This is a genomic window from Streptomyces sp. NPDC046900 (assembly GCF_040644975.1).
Taxonomy (GTDB): domain Bacteria; phylum Actinomycetota; class Actinomycetes; order Streptomycetales; family Streptomycetaceae; genus Streptomyces.
Window position 1 is genome coordinate 1 of record NZ_JBEYXD010000060.1, and the last position, 18,446, is coordinate 18,446.

Genomic DNA, 18,446 nt, shown 5'->3' on the forward strand with positions numbered 1-18,446 from the left:
AGCCTCAGCCATGCGCCCAGACGGTAGCCACAACGACACGACCCCATGCCGTGAACTGCGAAGACAAGCACGGTAGTTCAGTCAACAGTCAGGTGCCCACAGGCGCCTTCGATCGCGCCGGTCGCGATGGGCCAGCCCTTGCCCAGGGCGGTGTCGTAGTGGAGTTGCTCGAGATGGCCGGTGAGGTAGCGGTGGCAGGTGATGACCGCCTCGCGGCGTGAGGCCGCCAGGTGGGCCTGGTCGGCCAGGGCGAGGAGTTCGTCGGCGACGCGGGCGGCGTGACCGGCGAGGATCGCCGTGAGACGGTCGGCGGTGAAGACTTCGGCCTCGCGGCTGCCGGGCTTGTGGAACGCGTGCGCGGCGTCCCAGACGTATTCGGTGACGTGGACGAAGTCGATGAGGACGTGGATCTTCGCGTGGCGGCGTGCGGCTTCGGTCTGGATGACGTCGAGCTGGTGGCGGGCGCCGTCGACCAGGACGATCCAGTCCCGCATGTGGTGCGGGTCGCGGGCCTGGGCCTGGTCGAACGCTTCGGCGATGACCTGCTCAGGGGTTTTGACGAGGGAGGCGGTCAGCCACTTGTTCTCTGCTTTCGGGCGCGGGCGGCGGGTGCGGTGACCGCTGCGGCCCTCGGGCGGCCCGATCACGTCGTGCAGGCGGCGCGGTGCCGGGCGGGTGTCGAAGAGGCAGGCGATGGTGGCCATCCGTTTCCGGTTGGGTTTCTCGCCCGGCGCGAGCCGGCCCCGCCGCCCCTGGGCCGCGGCCTGCGCGGCTTTGCGGCGGGTGGCCTCGCACAACCCCTCGGGCCGCATGACCACGCCCTTGCCGTCGGCCTGAATGACCAGGGGCATGTCCCGGCTGCAGGGCAGCGGGATGCTCGCCCGGTAGAAACCGCCGATGTCCGTGGCGGCCTCGACGACGAGTTCTTCCAGCCGGCGTTTGCCCACCACGGTGCCGCACTGCCGCCCGACGGCGGCCAGGGCCTGGTCGAAGGAGCCGCGGACGGCCTCGATCACGGCCAGGCGGCGCAGGCCCATCGAGTGCCGGCCCGCGGGCAGCGACAGCAGCACATCCGCGGGATGCACGTTGCTCACCCCGGGCCCGCGGTGCGCAACCCGCCCCACCCTCACATGGCCGAAGACGGTGGACAGCCACCGCTCATGGCCCCGCTCCCGCCACGGACGCGTGTGCCCGTCCGGTCCCGTCACCCGCAGATCCGGACAGGCACGGAGGTGTTCCTCCTCGCGTATCGCGCGCAGGTCGAGATGGTCCTGCAGCAGTTGACGCATCAGCGCGCGTCCCGCCGCCCGGAGGTGTTCCTCCAGCTCGGCATGGGTCCATGCGCCGGCCGTCTGGCCTGACAGCGTGGCCGTCAGCAGGTCGAAGGCACTGACCGAGCGCGCAAACGCCTCAGGCGTGCCCCGGTTGTCGTAGTGTTCCATCCGGGCTCTTCTCTCGAGGTTCGTTCTGGTTCGCACCTACGAATCTAGAAAGAAGAGCCCTTCTTTCAGGGCGAGTTGGATGAATGAGTCCTTCTGGCGCGGGATGGGGTGAACAGGCCGGGAGTGGTCTCGTCCAGCCAACCGCGCACCACCAGACGCTTCAGCTTCGACCGCGTCACCTCGATCTTCCCGTTCTCCACCGGCAGACCGATCCGGGGCACCACCTGCTTGGCCCGCACCGGCCCCGGCGCATCATCGACAATCTCGAGAATGTCCTGGTAGACCCGCGGCAGCGCGCTCGTCTCCATGCCCGGCTGCCACTTCGGCACCGACAACACCCCCACGACCTGACGCTCGGCGCCCGCGAACGGCGACCCGTCCCCGGCCGACGACACCGACTCGTCCACGGCACTGTCGCCCGTCATCCTCGCCAGGGGTTCAACGACCGTCTCACGGGTGATCACCAGCCGTGAGAGTCTCTCCCGCTCAGCCCCCAACCGCTCGCTCAACTCGACCAGCTGGACCTCGAGTTGTTCCACCCGCCCCCGGACCTCGGCCTCCTCGGCTTCGATCACCTCGAACAACGACCCCATCGACACCGCCTCCTCCCCTCAGGGAGAAGACCTGCCCATCCCGACGCCAATCAACGTCTCCCCAGGTCAGCCCGTCCCTCGAAACGAGCCGCACCCAACCGATATGGCGAGGTGACCTGGTGGTCTTGACCTTCTGGGACACGCTTGTTGGAACCATCTGGTCACGCTTCTTGCCACGTTTGGCGCATGGCCATTCATGTTGGAACCAAGGAGTTCAAGGACTGGGACGCCGAGCATGACCCATTCGCCGCCAGCGACCTCACCTCCACCAACACGAAGGACTCGACACGTGCCCGATACCGCCTCAGATGATGAGCCACACCGGGCTCGGCCGACCCGCTCCCTGGCACAGACATGCCCAGCCCCTCCCCCGTACCGAGCCGCCCGGCATCGCGTCATGCCTCTGCAGGGGACACCCGGCCCCTCCCTTGCTGTCATGGTCCCCATTCGGTATCGGCCAGGCAAGATAGAGAGTCGCTGTCGCACGTGCTGTTCGACATGCTCCGCAACGGCACCTCCTACAATCCGGAACCCATGCCTCGCTTGCCGAAGAAATAGGGACCCCCTGCGCCACCACTGGCCTGCCCAGGAGAGTACGGCCCAGTCTCCAGCTCCCGGCTCCGTGCCCGTCTGGTCCGTCGACAACTTCCGCCACTGGAATTGTGGGGTTCAGTGGTCGCTCGCGTGCTGCCTGTTGAGCACTCCGCGGACGGCGGCAGCAGCTGCGGTGGCAGGCCCTCTCAGACACAGCGCTGGCCGGTCAGGCGATCCGCAACCGGGCTGCTGCCCCGCAAGCGATCCAGAGCTGGGTTCCGTCGCCGTCGTACGCAGCACCTGCCGCATGGCAGCCTGTTGGACCTTGCACCGACGATCGCAAGCCAAGTCCCACATGGTCATGCGAGGATCTGGCCGAGGGTTTCGTCGGAAGGGGGAAGATCCGTGCGTGTCGTGGGCGTGGATATCGGCTCGGTGAAGCAATCTAATTTCGCCTGGGCACTCGTCGATTCGCTGGAAAGCGGCGTGATATCCCATGGGGACGACCCGGAGGGCGCCGTTCAGACTCTGTCCCGGTCCCTGACTGAGGACGGACAGGCGGTCCTCGCTGTAGAGGCGCCCATGGCCGTCCCCGTCCCGACTTCGAGCAGCGACCAGTGGCGCTGGCTGGGCCGCGCCCGTACCGGGGAGGGCAACCGGCCCTGGTCGGCCGGCGCTGGCGCCGGATCGCTGGCCACCGGAGTCGCCCAGACCGCCTGGATGCTTTCCCGCCTGCATACCCTCGCCCCGGAAGCGACAGTGACCACCCAGCCTCAACGCTTCATCGCCGGGGAAGCAAAGCTCCTGCTCGCCGAGGCCTTCGTCTCCGCTACGGGCAAGCCCGTGCCAGTAGAGTCCGGCCAGCATGCCGCCGACGCAGAAGCAGCTGCCCGTGCAACGCTGGCCTACCTCACCACCAGCTCAGACGGTTTCCCACACGTCGCATGCGCACCCCACCGTGCTCTCAATCTCCTCGCGGTACTCGCCGACTGGGGTGGCATGCCGGTGCCACGCGATGAACTCCATATGGACGTGCTGGTCATTCGCACGCAGCCGACGAGCTGAACCCGTGCGCGAGTGAGGCCTACGCATTCCGGCCTTACCGAAGACTGCTGCCGGTCGCAGCACCACCCGGCAGTCGAAGCGCAGACAAGCCCTCTACGAGCGCGATGCCGGGGTTGTTGTTCTTGTGGGACGGGCATGGCTTCACAGCAGGTGACACGACGGGTCTGAGGGGGGCGCCGTGGCTCGCAAGAAGTCCTTGACCGCTCAGTTGCTGCAGGCCTATCAGGAAGCGAAGAAGGCCAAGGCTGCCGAGGAAAAACGGCGGCAGCAGGAAGAGGCCCGCCGGGCCCGGGCCGCGGAACAAGAGCGCCTGCGCAAGGAGAGGGAAGCGGCCAAGCAGGAGCGCGAGCAAGGTCAGCGGTGGGCGGCGGCGCAGCGGGAGAAGAAGCGTCAGGACGCGGAGCGCAAGCAGAAGGTGGAGCAGGTCGAGCGGGATCTGGCCCGCCGGCAGGCGGCACGGGAGAGGGAGGCCGAGCAGAAGAAGAAGGAGCAGGCGCGGCAGGTGCAGCAGGCGGCGCGGCTGGCCAAGCAGGAGCAGGTCGAACAGATGAAGGCCGAGGCGCAGCAGCGGACCGACGAGGTGCAGGCGCGTGCGGCGGCGTTGGACCGAGTGCTTATCGACCGCTCCCCCGGCCTGCGTAATCACCGTGAGGCTGTGGAACAGGCACTGGGCGGAGGGGCGACGGCGTTCGTGGAGGCGGTGGAGGGCGTGCTGGCCGGGTGCGGGTATCCGCCGGGTCTGCGCCGGGCGTGGCGGCTGGCGTATGCGCCGGAGTCCCGTGAGCTGATGGTGGATGTGGACCTGCCCGGGCAGGACGTGATCCCGTCCGTGACCGGCTACCGGTACAAGGCGGCCGACCCTGTGCCGCTCGAAAATACGATTCGATGCTGTGCGCTGCGGCGATGCCATTCGGTCAGGCAGCGTGGCGGTACTCATTGATCAGGCCGCCGAGGACGGGCCGTCGTCGGATCCGGTGGGCCTGGAGGTCGGTGGCGGTGGCCGGGGCGGGCGGTTGAGTGCTGTCTGGGGACAGTTGTTGCCGAGCCTGATGGGGACGATGCTGGTTGTAGTGCCGGATGTACTCGGTCAGGACCGCTTGGGCGTGGGCCTCGTTGTAGATCAGGATCCGGTCGAGGACTTCGCGGCGCAGGGTGCCCACGGCTCGCTCGCAAATCGGGTTCGCCTTCGGTGCCCGAGGCGGGCTGAGCAGGATCTCCACGTCGTCGGCCTGGAAGACGGCGTCGAAAACGGCGGCGTATTTGTTGTCCCGGTCGCGGAGGAGGAAGCGCAGGGAGTCCATCCGACACCCCAGCGCCATGGTGAGATTCCTGGCCTGTTGGACGGTCCACCGGGCGGTGGGATGGGCGGTGACGCCGGCGAGGTGGACGCGCCTCGTGTCGTGCTCAATGAAGACCAGGACGTATAGGCGTTTGAGCGAGATGGTGTCGATGTGGAGGAAGTCGGCGGCGAGGATGCCGTGGGCCTGGGCGTTGAGGAATTCACGCCAGGTCGGGCCGGAGCGCTGCGGAGCGAGATCGATGCCGGCCGCGTGCAGGATCTCCCAGACCGTGGACGGGGCGATCGAGTAGCCCAGGCGCGCGAGTTCGCCCTGTATGCGGCGGTGGCCCCACGTACTGTTCTCCTTGGCCAGGCGCAGGATGAGCTGCTTGACGGTGGACGCGGTGGACGGCCTGCCGAGGCGGCGGTGCTGGGAGAACGTCCACTTCCGCGCAATCAGTTGCCGGTGCCAGGCCAGCAGCGTGGTCGGCGTGACAGCGAATACGTGGCGCCAGCGTTCCTGCGGGACCAGCCGGGAAAGGACGGCGAGCCAGATCCGGTCGGCCGGCTCGTAGCGGACCCGGGCGATCTGGCGGCGCAGCACCGCGTTCTCGTGCCGTAACGCCAAGACTTCCGCATCCTTGGCCACGCGGCTGCGCAGCACGGCAGCGGGCACCTTGATCAGATTGTGGACCAGCGTGGTGAGGATCGACAGTGGCATCGACAGATCGTCCCAGGCGCTGTGCAGGCCGCCGCCCTGCGTGGAGAAGCTGCAGGCCAGACCCAGAATCGTATTTCCGAGCGGGACAGGGCGTTCATCCGAGGCGCCCGCGGTGCACTCTTGATCACGTCCAGTTCCTCTGCCTCGAAGACCGCGTCGAACGCCTCGCCGTACTTGCCGTCTCGATCGCGCAGCAGAAACCGCAGGGACTCCATGCGTATCCCGAGGTCGGCGGCGAGATTCCTCGCCTGCTGCACCGTCCACTCCCGCGTCGGATGGGCGGTGACGCCGGTGATGCGCAGGCGCCGGGTGCCGTGTCGAGGAAGGCCAGCGCATAGAGCCGCCTGCCAAGCGCGGAGTCGATGTGGAAGAAGTCCGCCGCGACGATGCCTTCGGCCTGGGCGGTGAGGAACTCACGCCAGGTCGGACCGGAGCGACGCGGCGCGGGGTCGATGCCTGCTGCGTGGAGAATCTCCCACACCGTCGAGGCTGCGATCCAGTGCCCGAGCCGAGCCAACTCTCCTTGGATCCGCCTGTGGCCCCATCGCGGATTCTCGCCGGCGAGTCGCAGTACGAGGCTCTTGAGCGCCGTGGCGGTCGGCGGCCGACCGGTGCGCCTGCGCGCGCTGTAGTCCCACTTCGCGGCGACGAATCGGCGATGCCAGCCGAGCAGGGTGCCCGGAGTGACCGGGAAGACCTCGCGTCAGCGACACCGAGGTATCAGCCCCGACAAGGCAGCAAACCACAACCGATCGACTGGCTCGTAGCGGACCGGGCTGGCCAGCTGCCGGCGCAGCACCGCGTTCTCGTGGCGCAGGACGAGAAGCTCAGCGTCTTTCGCCGCATCCCCGCGGAGCAGCAACGACGGCAGGGAGAGCAACTTCCGGGTCACCTTGCACAACAGGGACACGATCATCCGGGCATGCTCCCAGCCGACGAACCGTCACCGCTGCCACCTGCGAAGACGACTTTTCGAGCAGCACAGGATGCGCGGTCCCCGACCGTCCTGGCCTGCGCCTGCGGACACTGGCGGACGTGTTCGCCTATGCCCAGGCCGAAGGCATCGAGCTCCGCCTGGACGCCACCGAGATCCAGGTCACGGTTACTCCTTGCGCGCGGGTGGCGTGCCGGAGGCACGTGCGCGTGAGGGTGCGGAGTCCAGGTCTTGTTCGGCCCAGATGATTTTGCCGCCCGATTCCGGGCGGGCGCCCCATCTGCGGGAGAGCTGGGTGATCAGGAAGAGGCCGCGTCCGTTTTCGTCGGTGGCGCGTGCGTGACGCAGATGCGGGGAGTTGGCGTCGGTGTCGGATACTTCGCAGGTCAGGACTTGGTGCTGGATCAGGCGTAGTCCGATCGGGTCGGTGCTGTGGCGGACGGCGTTGGTGACCAGTTCGCTGACGATCAGCTCGGTGGGGTCCTGGAGATCTTCCAGGCCCCATTCGGTGAGCTGGCGGGTTGCCATGTGCCGGGCGTTGGGGACAGCGGTTTGGTCGTTCGGCAGTGTCCAGGAGGCGACCTGGGTGGGGCTGAGTGAGCGCGTCCGCGCCAGGAGCAGGGTGATGTCGTCGGATGGTGCCTGACCCGGGCGGGTTTGCGTCGCTCGGGTGCACAGGTCTTCCAGGGAGCGATCCGGTTGGGCCAGGGCGGTGCCCAGGCGGCGCATTCCCACGTCGATGTCGTCGTCGCGGGTTTCGATCAGGCCGTCGGTGTAGAGGGCGAGGAGAGTGCCCTCGGGCAGTTCCAGTTCCACGGCCTCGAAAGGGACGCCCAGCCCGATGCCCAGTGGGCTTCCGGCGGGCAGGTCGGGGAAGGTGACCCGGCCCTGCGGGTCGATGATGGCGGGCGGGGGGTGCCCGGCCCGTGCCATGGTGCACTTCCGGGTGGCCGGGTCGTAGACGGCGTACAGGCAGGTGGCGCCCACCACCGTGGGGGCCTGGTCCGCGGCGTCGGCGTCCTGCTCGGCCAGTCGCTGGAACGTGTCATCGAGGTGGGTCAGCAGTTCGTCGGGGGGCAGCTCCAGGTCGGCGAGCGTGCGTACGGCGGTGCGGAGCGTGCCCATGGTGGCGGCGGCGTTGATGCCGTGTCCGACGACATCGCCGACGACGAGGGCCACCCGGGCGCCGGACAGCGGGATCACATCGAACCAGTCGCCTCCGACGCCGGCTTCCGTGTCGGCCGGCAGGTAGCGCCAGGCCACCTCGACCGCCGCGCCGCCCGTCAAACGGTGGGGCAGCAGGTTGCGTTGCAGGGCGAGGGCCGTGGTGCGTTCGCGGGTGTATTGGCGGGCGTTGTCCAAGGACAGCGCGGCCCGGGTGACGAGCTCCTCGGCGAGCAGCAGGTCATCCTCGTGAAACGGAACGGGGTCCTCGGTGCGGACGAACACCGCGATACCCAGGACGGCGCGCCGCGCAATGATGGGCACGATCATCACGGAGTGCACCCCGTGCTCACGGATCCTTTGCGCCCGCGCCGGGTCCTGGTCGACCCATGTCCCAGGGGAGGCGTCCAGCACCGGTTCCAGGTGGGACCTTCCCGTGCGCAGTACGCCGGCGAGCGGCGAGGTCGGGGGAACGAAAGCCGTCTCCCCTCGCGCAAAGGACGACTCTGGGATTCCTGAGTGGATCGAGGCCTGACCGGCACGGAGGAAAACGGGACGGCGACCGCCCAACGTGTCGATCCGGGTCGGGAGCTCCTCGCCGAACGGGACGGACTCCCCCAGGTCGACGTAGGCGAAGTCGGCCAGCACCGGCACGGCAAGGTCGGCCAGTTCCTGCCCGGTCCGTGTGACGTCCAGGGTGGCACCGATACGCGTGCCAGCCTGGCTGAGAATGGCAAGACGCTCGCGTGTCCGCTGACTGCCGGTGACATCCACACTGATGGCGCACACCCCCAATGTCTTGCCGTCCGCGTCCTGGAGGCAGAAGTGCGAGGCCAAGAATGCATGCTCCCGGCTGGGATCTTCCGTCGGCCACACCCGGTACTCGTGGACCGCGGTGGTGCCGCTCCGCAGTGCCCGCCGCATCACCGCCTCCAGGGCTTCGACCTCGAAGCCGGGCAATGAATCGGTCAGTCGCCGGCCGAGCCGCCGGTCACAGGAGAGGCCGTCGTGGCTCTCCATCGTGTCGTTCACCCACACGCAGCGCAGCTGCGGGTCGCAAACGACGATGCCGATCGGCGCGTGAGTGAGGAGCGACTCCCGCACCGATCCGTTTCCCGCCTCCCGGGAGAGCGTGCCGATGTCGGTGACGGACACCAGCCACCGGATTGTTCCGTCCTGCCCCCGCAACATCGAGATCCGATGGTTGATGTCGAGCATGCGGCCGTCGCGATGGCGCACCGTCATCGTGCCCGACCAGTCATTGTGGGCACGGCACTGCTCGATGAACGCCGATAGCGTCGGCGTTTCCGCGGAAGACGGCAGCACGAGTGCGGCGGACCGGCCCACCACGTCCCCGGCGGAGTACCCGAGAAGCTGCTCGGCGGCCTGCGTCCATGCGACCACCGTCCCACGCTCGTCGAGCATCGCGACCGCCGACTCGGATATATCGCTCGTGGTCGATCGCTTACCAAGGGTCACCCTGTCAGTGCTGGTCATCGAGTTTTCGTCCTCACCTAGGTGACTCGTTCTCACGCGGGTCGGCTGCGGCGACCAGGACCACGGCGGGGTGGGCGACTGGAGCAGCATGTGTCCCGGCGGGACGTGGACGACCTCGGCCGGGTCCTACTGAGATCAAGTCGTTTAGATTTGTACCTTTTGGGTGGTCGACAGGGCAGGGCTCCGATCTGTGACAGGGCTGCAGCCGGGGCTGACACCAACGCGGTCCACTACGGCCGCCGCAGGGCCGCGGGAGGGGCGGTATGTCACGAGCTGTCGGCGCTGGTCGCTGCCTGGACGGAAAGTGATCCCCCCACACGACGGACTCGCCTGAAAAGCAGAGGGGCTGCCGTGCCCTTCGTGCCCGTTGCGTGCCCGGTCCGGCGGGACGCAACGGGGACTCACGGGGAACAGCGGCGCCGAGCGTTCTCCGGCTCAGGTCAGCGAGTCGCAGCCGACGCAGTGCATCGCGCGGAAGCTGGTGCAGCAACCCGCCCAGGAACGCCCGATCGCTCGGCCTGAAGTCCGGCCTGCCCCCTCCCAGTTCCCGCTCCAGCACGGTGATCTGATGACGCAACCCCCAGGATCTCGACGTCCTTGTCCCGGTCGCTCATCGGTAGCAAGCGCAGCATGGCGAACGCGTTCGTCACACCCAGGTAGGCCAGTCGCACGATCGATCATGTTCCCGCAGGATTGGGCACTCGCGCCAGAGCCCCGACCCGAGCCCGCGGGCCGCGGGCCCGCGGAACCCGCATACTGGCTCTCACCTGTACGGATGAGGTTTTCGGCAGGGGCAAGGTCCTGCTCAACCCACCCCGAGCACCGAGAGCGAACGCGATCTGCGAAAGAGCCGTGGGCACCCTGCGCCGCGAAATCCTCGACCGGATCCTTATCTACGGGGGCGTGTCAGGCTCGCGGCTTCATCGGCACCCGCGGGAGTTCGGGCGCGGGAAGGGGATCTCCCGGGTACCCGATCACCTCGCCGAAGCGGAAGCCGTTCATCCAGTCCTCGCGGGCCTTCTCGATGTCCTCCTGGGTACGGCCGACGAAATTCCACCACATGAGGATCTCCTCGCCGAGGGGCGGGCCGCCGAGCAACAGAGTCACCGCGGGTGCGTCCGAGTGGTTGGTCATGGTCAAGGTGTCCCTGCCGACGGGGAGGTAGCCGAGATGGGACGGGCTCAGCCGAGTGCCGGCCAGGGAGACGTCCCCACTGTTGACGAGGAGGCCGTGCTCGAAGGCGGGGTCGACCGCGAGGGTGACGGTCGCACCGGGGTCTAGACGAAGTTCGGCGCCAAGAAGGGGGCTGAAAGTGGGGACCGGTGAGGTGTCACCAGCGAGGGAGCCCAGGAACACCTTGACCTCGCCTCCGTCAAGGACGGCGGTCTGCGGGACGTAGTGGTGGAAGTCGGGGCCGGTGTCTCGGTACCGGTCCGGGAGCGCCACCCACAGCTGCGCGCCATGCAGGACGTCGGTGCTCGCGGTGGAGACCTCCGAGTGGCAGATGCCGTGTCCGCCGGTCATGAGGTTGAGCTCGCCGGGGCGGATTATCGAGTGCGTCCCCAGGCTGTCGCGGTGTTCGATCTCACCCTTGAAGAGCCAGGAGACGGTCTGGAGCCCAATATGGGGATGCGGTGCGACATCCATGCCGCCGGTGACCGCTATCTCGTCCGGACCGTAGTAGTCGGCGAAGCACCACGCACCGATCAGCGATCGGGATCGCTGCGGCAGGGTGCGCCGCACGTTCATCGCCCGGGGGCCGCCCAGGGGCACGTCGCGGGGGGACAGGATCTCTACGGTGGCCTCGGCCTGGGTCTCATTCATCGTCGCACTTCCCACAGTAGTGTAAACTTCAACGTTTATTCTTGATGGAATAAGGGGTGCTGTGACGTGCTCCGGTGGGCCGACCGGTACCCGGGTGGGCGCGGTTCACCGGGTCGCGGGGTTGTGCAGCGGCGGCACGTCGGCGTCGTGCAACTGGTGGGGGGCACCCGGCGGCGTCCGGGAAGCAGATCCCGTACCACCGGGGCCAGGACGGCTCCGGCCATGGGGGCCAGGAGATAGACCCACAGAAAGTCGAACTGCCCGGCGGCCAGCGCCGGGCCGAACTGGCGGGCGGGATTGAGGCTGCCCCCAGTGCTCGTGCCCAGCAGGACGATGCACAGGCAGACGAGGACGCCCACCAGATAGGGGATGAAGCGCGTCAGCTGGTGCACCGACAGGAACAGCCCCACGAGGAGAACGATGACGCCAGTGGACGCCGTCTCCGCCAGGAAGAGCCCCGTGGCCGACCAGCCGAGTGCAGGCTGCAGGGCGGCATAGGCCACCGGAGGAGCGCCGACGGCGCTGCCCCACACGCCCCGCGCCGCGAGCACGCCGAGCAGGGATCCGGCGAGCTGGGCCACGATGTACGGCGCCACCACCGCGCCAGGGAAAACCTCGAAGCGCCACATGGCGAAGGAGATCGCCGGGTTCATGTGTCCGCCGGACTGCTTGCCGGGAGGACTGAGGATGAGCCCGGTGGCCAGCAGGCCGGCGGCCACGCCGACGACGAGCAGCTTCAGGCGGATTCCGGGAATCGCCTCGGAGACCGCGGACGGGCCGATGACCCACCGCACGATGGTCGTCACGCCGAACAGCAGGACGAAGGTCAGCAGGAACTCCTGGGAGCTGCGCCGGAAGGCCAAGGAGGGTGCGTTGGGGTCGCTCATAAGGATGGTGTTACAGGGGATGGGGGAACGCGCTCCGCGTCGGCGTGGGTTCCCGACGACGCGAGACGGTGAGGACCTTTAGTCCCGGGATCAGGGGACAAAGCAGGTGTCGAAGATCTCGGTGGGCTGTCCGGGGGTAAATCCGCGCTGGGGGCGCACCACTGGCGGTGCTGCTCGGATTCGGCGACGGCCTGACCGAGGAGTTCGGCCTGGCGCGCGCCAAAGATGCTGGGCTTGACGGTGGCGCGACTCGGCGATGGCGCCCAGGCGCTCTCTCTGACTTCCCTCCAGGCTGCGCGCAGCAGGGCCCGTCGGCGGGTCTCGGACTTGCCGATGTCCCTGGCCCACTGGGGTGCTGTCAGCGTCTCTGATTGGCTTAGGGAAACCGAGTGATGCTCAGTGCCTTGAGCCAATCGTCTTCGTGCCCTGGTGCCGTACGACCGCAGTCCTGCACTGCTGGTACAGCAGCGCCCCGGTACTGACAGAGATGCTGCTTCTATGCAGGGAGCATCGGCAGCGTGAGGTGGGAGGGATACTCCGCCGTGTGCAGGACGGTCTGGGTGGCCACCTGAGGCACTCCGTCGCCCGGGTAACCGGAGTTGGAATTCCGCGCCCACTGCGGGAAATCCGAACTCGTGACGTCAATGCGCAGCCGCGCCCCGGCCGGGACGCGAGCCGACACCGGACCCAGATCGATGACGTACTCATAGACCTCGCCCAGGGTGATGGGCTGCGGCGTGGTCAGGGAGTCGCGGAAGGCGGCCCGCACGATGCCCTCCTGCAGGTTGCGCGAGCAGCCGTCCTCGTCGACCAGGCACAGGCGCGCGGTCCAATCGGTGTCGGTGGCCGAGGAGGCCGCGTAGAGGGTCAGCGTCACATCGCCGACCACGTCCACATCCCGCTCCTGCGGAGCGGTCGTGTAGACGAGCACGCCCTTGCCGTTCTCGCGCCGGCACTGGCAGGCCGGCCCCATCGGTGTCAGTTCCTCGACGCAGCAGGAATGGCCACCCGCGCTCATGACCGGCGCGTTCGGGTCGTAGATGTAGAGGTCGGGCAACTCGTCACCCGGCGTCCGGGTGTCCAGAGTGCCGTCGCCGAAGCGGGTGTTGGCGCGTCCCTGCGAGTGCAGGAAGAGCCGCTCCATCCGTGCCTCTTGCGGCGGCCAGGCTGAGAAGTCACGCCAGCCCGCGCCGAGGACGTAGGTACTGACCGAGGATTCGAAGGTGCCGGTGTCCGTCTCCTTGAGCGTCTCCGTGAAGAACCGCACCTGACAGTCGTCGACGACCTTGGAGTTCGCATCCTCCACCTGGACGACGGGGTACCAGGGCATGTGGTGGAAGGGTGCCACCACGAACTTCTGCCGTGCGGCGACCTCGGGGGTGCTCGCGCCGCTACGGAGCCCGACGAAGTTGCGCTTGGTCCCTGACACGAACACGTCGTAGAGACCGGCCACATGCAATGCGGGCACTTGGATGCGGCTGTAGTCGCTGTCGATGGACCAGCGTGCCCAGTAGTCGTCGTACGTAGGGTGCTCGATCCAGTCGAAGTAGTAGGGCGTGATGTCCCGGTCGAGGGCGGGAAAGGCCTCCGGAGCCATCCAGAAGTTGTCCGGCGCGTGCATCAGGGCGCCACTGAGCGCATCGATGCGCTCCTGGTCGCCGCGCCGGACCGCTTCGGCGATGCCCAGGTAGGCGGACCAAAACGCGTTGAACCCGTAGGCGAAGGCACCCTTGTTGTGGGTCCATCCCTCGTAGGCCTGGGAATTCGTCATGGCCGGGCTGATCGCGGCCAGGCTGGGCGGCTGCTCGACCGCGGCCAGGAGCTGGGTGAACCCGGCGTAGGAGAACCCGTACATACCCACCCGGCCGTTCGTCCCGGGCAGGCCGGCCGCCCACTCTACGGCGTCGTAGCCGTCACGGCCCTCGTCACGGAACGGGTAGAACTCGCCCTCGGACGCATACCGCCCCCGTACGTCCTGGACGACAACGATGAATCCCTGCTGGGCGTACCAGGCCGGGTGCGCGAACGCTGTTTCCGACTGGGCGCCCTGCTTCCCGTACGGGGTGCGCTGCAGCAGAACCGGATAGGGACCTCCTGCCGCGTCCGGGCGGTAAACGTCCGCGAGCAGTTCGACGCCGTCACGCAACCGGCACCGTACATCGGTTTCCACGGTTACCCCGGGAAAGCCCGTGACAGGCTGCACCATAATTACTTACTCCTCATCGTTATTGGTGTTGCATCTTTGTTTTCGGTTCAGGCACAGACGTAGACATCAAGACGAAGCCGCCTGATCCTGAAAGCCCGGCGGGGTGTACTGGTGGTATTCGGCGTTGTGCAACCGGTCCGAGGAACCGACCGTCGAGACCGCGCGTCAGGCCGAGCCATCGATTCGTCCCCTCCCGCTTCCCGCCCTGGCGGGTACTGATCGGTACCCGCACAGCGCCGTGAATTACGCAACGGTTGGTTCGGCACTTCGTCACCTGCTCCGCTGGATCAGGCTATTGCGAGTCTGGGGCCGGTTGAGATCTCAGGCATCAGTCGAGTGACTATGAGCGGAAACGATTGGCCCGGGCCCTACCCGCTGCGGGCCGCGCGCGGCTCCGTGCCGTGGGTCTGTCAGGAAGGCGTACGAAGGGCTCGCTCATGGCCTCCTGCCACCCCTAGCCATGTCCTCGTGCACGGCGCCGCAGTCAGATGACCGATGTTTGGGCTCGGGAAGCGAGTGGAGGCTGGTCCCGCGTTTGTTTCAGGTAATAGCGGGTCCGTGGAGGCGATAATCATGATCCGGTCACCGGACCGGCGCCTTGCTGTCGGCTCATCTTGCACGGTGTGGTAATGCCGTGGCAGATGCGGAGGGATCCCGCTACTCAGGACAATTAGTCACGAGAATGTTCGGGCTACGGTGATCTTTTAAAGACGGAAATCTGCCTGGACCCACAGGTAGGCACCGAGCAGGACGAGACGCTCAGTTTCGCGGTTCTCTTCCTCATGGAGAAGCTGAACCCGGCCGCCTATATCCTCCGGGAAGCCTCGATTTCCCCTACGCCCTCGTGGCGGCCATCGTGCAGGCCAGCGAGGGCAACGCTCGACAGTTGGTCTGCCGGGCCCGCAAACACCTCAGGATCGAGTGAGGGTCCCTTCGACCACGACGACCATCACCAGGTCAGGGAGGCGCTCCTCAGCACCGCCCAATATGGCGACATCTTGCCGCTGGAAAACATCCCCACCGAGCACGTCACCAGCGACTCCGGGGGGCGGCGACCATCCGTTGCGCAGACGCGCCGATGTCGACGCTGTTCGGCACGCTGCTGACCGGCTGACGCGACAACTACCGTAGGCAGCCCGGCCATGCGCCTACCGTTCACCCCCGGGCCGTCGGGTCCGTTTCCCTCGGCTCGTTCCTCTGGAGGGCGGCGAGCGCGGCGGCGAGCTTGCCCCGGCTGGTGATGCCCAGGCGCGGATAGATCCGGTACAGGTGCGCTCCGACGGTGCGGTGCGAGATGAACAGCCGCTGGCCGATCTCCCGGTTGCTCAGCCCCTGTGCCGCCAGCTCGGCCACCTGCATTTCCTGTGCCGACAGCTGCTCGCTGGTGTGCGCGTGCCGCCGACCGTTCGACTCGCCGGTGGCACGCAGCTGCTCGCGGGCCATCTCGGCCCAGGGCTGCGCGCCGATCCGGTCGAACTCGTCGCGGGCCGTGCGCAGCGGGTTCCGGGCGTCCACGTAGCGGCGCTGTCGGCGCAGCCAGCGGCCGTGGTGCAGGTGCAGCCGGGCGCGCGACAGCGTCCAGCTCGCCGGCAACACGGTAAGCGCTGCGGCGTAGCGCTCCTCGGCTGTGTCGTCCGGAGCCAGCACCGCGTCGGTGTAGGCGTGCGCGACCACCATCATTTCCGAGGGCAGCCGACTGGCCAGCTCGGGAAGTTCGGCGAGCAGTTCCCGGGCGTGCTCCACGGTGCCGGCGGCCACCGCGGCGTCCGCCAGGTCCGGCGCGAGCAGCCAGCGGCTCACCGAGTGGTAGCGCGGGTCGGCCGAATCGAACGCGCATACGAGAATGTCGTAGGCCTCGGTTGCGCGCCCGTCGAAAAGGGCGAGCAGCCCGTCGACCTGCTGCGCCACCACGGTGACGAACGGCATGCCGGCGAACAGGCTGTGGGCGCGCAATTCGCGGATCGACCGCATCGCTTCCTCGGCCTCACCGCGCAGCGCCGCCACCAGGCCGGCCGCCGCCTTCAGGGCGAGCCACACGATCCACTCTCCGGTCTCCTCGGCCAGAGCGAGCCCTTCAGCAGACTCCTCGCGCGCCCGGTCGAGCTGACCGAGGAACAGCCGCGGCCAGCCAGTGGCCAGCGAACGGGCGAGCAGCCCGAGCATGCCCTGCGACCGCCACGCCGCAGCCGCCAGCCCCAGATACCGGGCGGCGCGGCTGATGTCGCCCATGGCCATCGCGCCGTCGCCGAGGAAGTGCAGGATCCGGCCGTCCTCACGATCCGGCTCGAGGCCGTCCAGCCGTACGAGCACATCCGCCCCGTGCCGGTACGGCTCGGCGTAGGCCCGCACCACCAGCACGTGGGGGGCGTTCGGATCGGGGTCCCACCGGTCCAGTTCGGCCACGGTCTGAGCGCGAACCTGTGGGTCGCCGTCCTGGAAGAAGCATCGTGCGGCGGCACGCCACAGCAGGTTCTCGGCGACGTCCGCACCCCCTGCGTCGAACGCGCCGGCCGCCGCGGTGACCATGTCGTGGATCCGCCGGTGCGGTTCGTCCGGTTCGAACGCGGCATTGTCGTACACGACCAGGAGGCGGGCCCGCTCCACCGGGCCCAGCACGCTCACATCGGTGCGGTCCAGCAGCATCTGGGTCTGGACGCGGTCGTTGATCTCGCTGGACAGCTCGGCCGCCCGGACCAGGATGCCGGTCCGGCGCTGCGCGTCGTGGACGAGTTCGGCCGCCTGGCGCAGGGCCGGGACGGCCGCCGCCACCTTGCCCCGGGCCTGCGACGTATCGGCGAAACGCTCGAGGCGGGCGGCCAATTCCTCATCCGGGCCGATCACGGCCGCGGCCTCGTGGGCGAGCCGGCGCTCGGGGGTGTCCTCCATCACCGCTGCCAGGGCTCGGTGGGTGGCCAGCCGGTCGGCGACCGAGGCGCGAGTGTAGATCGCCGAGCGCATCAGCGGATGCCGGAACTCGGGAGTCCGGCCGACCAGGGTGACCAGACCCGCGTCGACCGCCTCCTGCACTGCGTCCACGGAAACCGCCGAGCCGGAGAGGTGAGTGGATACTTCCAGCAGCCGGTTCAGCGGCGCGGTCGGCTCGGCGGCCAGGGCCAGAAGGAACGCGCGGCACTCCCGGCTCGCCGAGTCGCTGCGCGCGGCGAACGCGTCCTCCAGCCGCTGGGTCAGCGGCAGGCCGTCCATCTGGGCGGTCATGCCCTGCACCGCCTTGGGCAGCTCGACCAGGGCCAGCGGATTACCCGCGGCGCGCTCCAGGATGAGTTTCCGCAGCGGCGCCGGCAGGCCGGGCGCGCTGGTGTCGAGCAGCTCGGCGGCGGCCGCCGGACCGAGCGGTCCCAGACGGAGGTCCGGGTACGCGCTCGGGGTGTACGAGTCGGAGGAGTCGATTCGGGCGGCGCAGACGGCCAGTATGGCGAAGTCGGAGGTGCGCCGGGTCACGAACCTGAGCACGTCCCGGCTGGACGAATCGATCCACTGCAGGTCGTCGACAAGCAGCAGGACCGGCTGCCGTTCGGCCGCGTCGGCGAGCAGTTCCAGTACGGCAAGTCCCACCCGGAATATCTCGGGCTCGGTCTCCGTGACGCCAAGGGCGCCGCTCAGCGCCAGCCGATGTGGGGCCGGCAGGTTCTCGACGCCCCGGGCGACTGGTTGCAGGAGGAGTTGTAGTGCGGCGAACGGCAGCCATTGCTCGGTCTCCACGCCCGACGTGCGCAGCACCCTGAAACCGCTTTCCGCCGCCTCGGCGCCGAATGTGCGCAACAGAGCCGACTTGCCGACGCCGGCGGTGCCATGGACCAGCAACACATCGCCATGCCCCGCCGCCGCGTCCGACAACACCCCGCGCAGGGTGCGCAGCTCCTCATCCCGGCCGATCATCGCGCGCGTGCTGCTCCTGGTTTCTGCAGGGTCCCCCACAGCTGCGTCTCGAGATGCCCGCCCCGCACCGCAACCGCAGGCGCGCGGGCCGGAAGGGAGGGCGAGGAGAGGGTCCCGGTTGCCGCCCGGCGATGCCCTCCGACGTTGCGCCTGTCAACGCTGACCTGCGCGGTGACAGTAAGTATCGAGCTCAGCACGTGGAGATTCCTCCAGAATGGTTAATGCACCCCATATGGTACCCGTCAGCCGTGATGACCTAGTACGCGGTGTGCTGTCCGGCGCGGGAGCCGGACAGCGACCGCACGGGGCGTGGCGTCAGTCGATGACCGGATGCTCCCGCGCCCGGTGCTGTGCCTGTTCGGCGCGCAGTTGCTGCATGAGCTGGGTGAAGCGGGTGCTGCCC

Annotated in this window: 10 protein-coding genes and 3 pseudogenes; 4 read left to right on the forward strand and 9 right to left on the reverse strand. The window is 68.3% G+C overall.

The genetic code is table 11. The features are described 5' to 3' along the window. Nucleotides 1-89: 89 nt before the first annotated feature. Both ABZ904_RS36455 and ABZ904_RS36460 read right to left on the reverse strand, forming a co-directional pair. Nucleotides 90-1,442: pseudogene (locus ABZ904_RS36455) on the reverse strand (ISKra4 family transposase); the annotation flags it as partial. Nucleotides 1,443-1,507: 65 nt separating this feature from the next. Next, a complete protein-coding gene (locus ABZ904_RS36460) occupies nt 1,508-2,035 on the reverse strand; it encodes a hypothetical protein (RefSeq protein WP_361828338.1) in 528 nt (175 codons plus the stop codon). A gap of 186 nt (nt 2,036-2,221) precedes the next feature. Here ABZ904_RS36460 and ABZ904_RS36465 point away from each other — a divergent pair, with 186 nt between their 5' ends. The 3 genes from ABZ904_RS36465 to ABZ904_RS36475 all read left to right on the forward strand — a co-directional run bounded on the left by ABZ904_RS36465 (nt 2,222) and on the right by ABZ904_RS36475 (nt 4,574). Then, nucleotides 2,222-2,347: a hypothetical protein gene (locus tag ABZ904_RS36465; protein ID WP_361828341.1), complete on the forward strand. Its 126-nt coding sequence runs from the start codon at nt 2,222-2,224 to the stop codon at nt 2,345-2,347. A 627-nt stretch (nt 2,348-2,974) separates the two neighbouring features. Beyond that, complete coding sequence (locus ABZ904_RS36470; protein WP_361828344.1) at nt 2,975-3,634, forward strand: hypothetical protein; 660 nt, start codon at nt 2,975-2,977, stop codon at nt 3,632-3,634. A gap of 178 nt (nt 3,635-3,812) precedes the next feature. Beyond that, nucleotides 3,813-4,574 (forward strand): hypothetical protein, encoded by a 762-nt coding sequence (locus tag ABZ904_RS36475; RefSeq protein WP_361828347.1) that lies wholly within the window; start codon nt 3,813-3,815, stop codon nt 4,572-4,574. Here ABZ904_RS36475 and ABZ904_RS36480 read toward each other — a convergent pair. Both ABZ904_RS36480 and ABZ904_RS36485 read right to left on the reverse strand, forming a co-directional pair. Beyond that, entirely contained in the window at nt 4,549-5,634 is a 1,086-nt protein-coding gene (locus ABZ904_RS36480) for an integrase core domain-containing protein (RefSeq protein ID WP_361828350.1), read from the reverse strand. The genes ABZ904_RS36475 and ABZ904_RS36480 overlap by 26 nt on opposite strands. A gap of 89 nt (nt 5,635-5,723) precedes the next feature. Continuing rightward, nucleotides 5,724-6,550, reverse strand: a pseudogene (locus tag ABZ904_RS36485) (integrase); the annotation flags it as partial. A gap of 68 nt (nt 6,551-6,618) precedes the next feature. On the opposite strand from ABZ904_RS36485, the pseudogene ABZ904_RS36490 reads away from it, so the two are divergent. Beyond that, nucleotides 6,619-6,732: pseudogene (locus tag ABZ904_RS36490) on the forward strand (IS5/IS1182 family transposase); the annotation flags it as partial. Between the two features lie 4 nt (nt 6,733-6,736). Here ABZ904_RS36490 and ABZ904_RS36495 read toward each other — a convergent pair. The 5 genes from ABZ904_RS36495 to ABZ904_RS36515 form a co-directional block, all read right to left on the reverse strand. After that, a complete protein-coding gene (locus tag ABZ904_RS36495) occupies nt 6,737-9,229 on the reverse strand; it encodes a SpoIIE family protein phosphatase (protein WP_361828353.1) in 2,493 nt (830 codons plus the stop codon). A gap of 906 nt (nt 9,230-10,135) precedes the next feature. Then, entirely contained in the window at nt 10,136-11,053 is a 918-nt protein-coding gene (locus tag ABZ904_RS36500; protein ID WP_361828356.1) for a pirin family protein, read from the reverse strand. 35 nt (nt 11,054-11,088) lie between these two features. Further along, entirely contained in the window at nt 11,089-11,940 is an 852-nt protein-coding gene (locus tag ABZ904_RS36505; protein ID WP_361828359.1) for an aquaporin, read from the reverse strand. A 496-nt stretch (nt 11,941-12,436) separates the two neighbouring features. Then, complete coding sequence (locus ABZ904_RS36510) at nt 12,437-14,146, reverse strand: CocE/NonD family hydrolase (RefSeq protein ID WP_361828362.1); 1,710 nt, start codon at nt 14,144-14,146, stop codon at nt 12,437-12,439. Nucleotides 14,147-15,301: 1,155 nt separating this feature from the next. Further along, nucleotides 15,302-18,043 (reverse strand): AAA family ATPase, encoded by a 2,742-nt coding sequence (locus ABZ904_RS36515; protein ID WP_361828365.1) that lies wholly within the window; start codon nt 18,041-18,043, stop codon nt 15,302-15,304. Between the last annotated feature and the right edge of the window lie 403 nt (nt 18,044-18,446).

Coding starts and splice junctions, on each gene's coding strand:
- ABZ904_RS36460 (WP_361828338.1), bottom strand. CDS start 2,035: ATGGGGTCGTTGTTCGAGGTGATCGAAGCCGAGGAGGCCGAGGTCCGG.
- ABZ904_RS36465 (WP_361828341.1), top strand. CDS start 2,222: ATGGCCATTCATGTTGGAACCAAGGAGTTCAAGGACTGGGACGCCGAG.
- ABZ904_RS36480 (WP_361828350.1), bottom strand. CDS start 5,634: ATGCCACTGTCGATCCTCACCACGCTGGTCCACAATCTGATCAAGGTG.
- ABZ904_RS36495 (WP_361828353.1), bottom strand. CDS start 9,229: ATGACCAGCACTGACAGGGTGACCCTTGGTAAGCGATCGACCACGAGC.
- ABZ904_RS36500 (WP_361828356.1), bottom strand. CDS start 11,053: ATGAATGAGACCCAGGCCGAGGCCACCGTAGAGATCCTGTCCCCCCGC.
- ABZ904_RS36505 (WP_361828359.1), bottom strand. CDS start 11,940: ATGAGCGACCCCAACGCACCCTCCTTGGCCTTCCGGCGCAGCTCCCAG.
- ABZ904_RS36510 (WP_361828362.1), bottom strand. CDS start 14,146: ATGGTGCAGCCTGTCACGGGCTTTCCCGGGGTAACCGTGGAAACCGAT.
- ABZ904_RS36515 (WP_361828365.1), bottom strand. CDS start 18,043: ATGATCGGCCGGGATGAGGAGCTGCGCACCCTGCGCGGGGTGTTGTCG.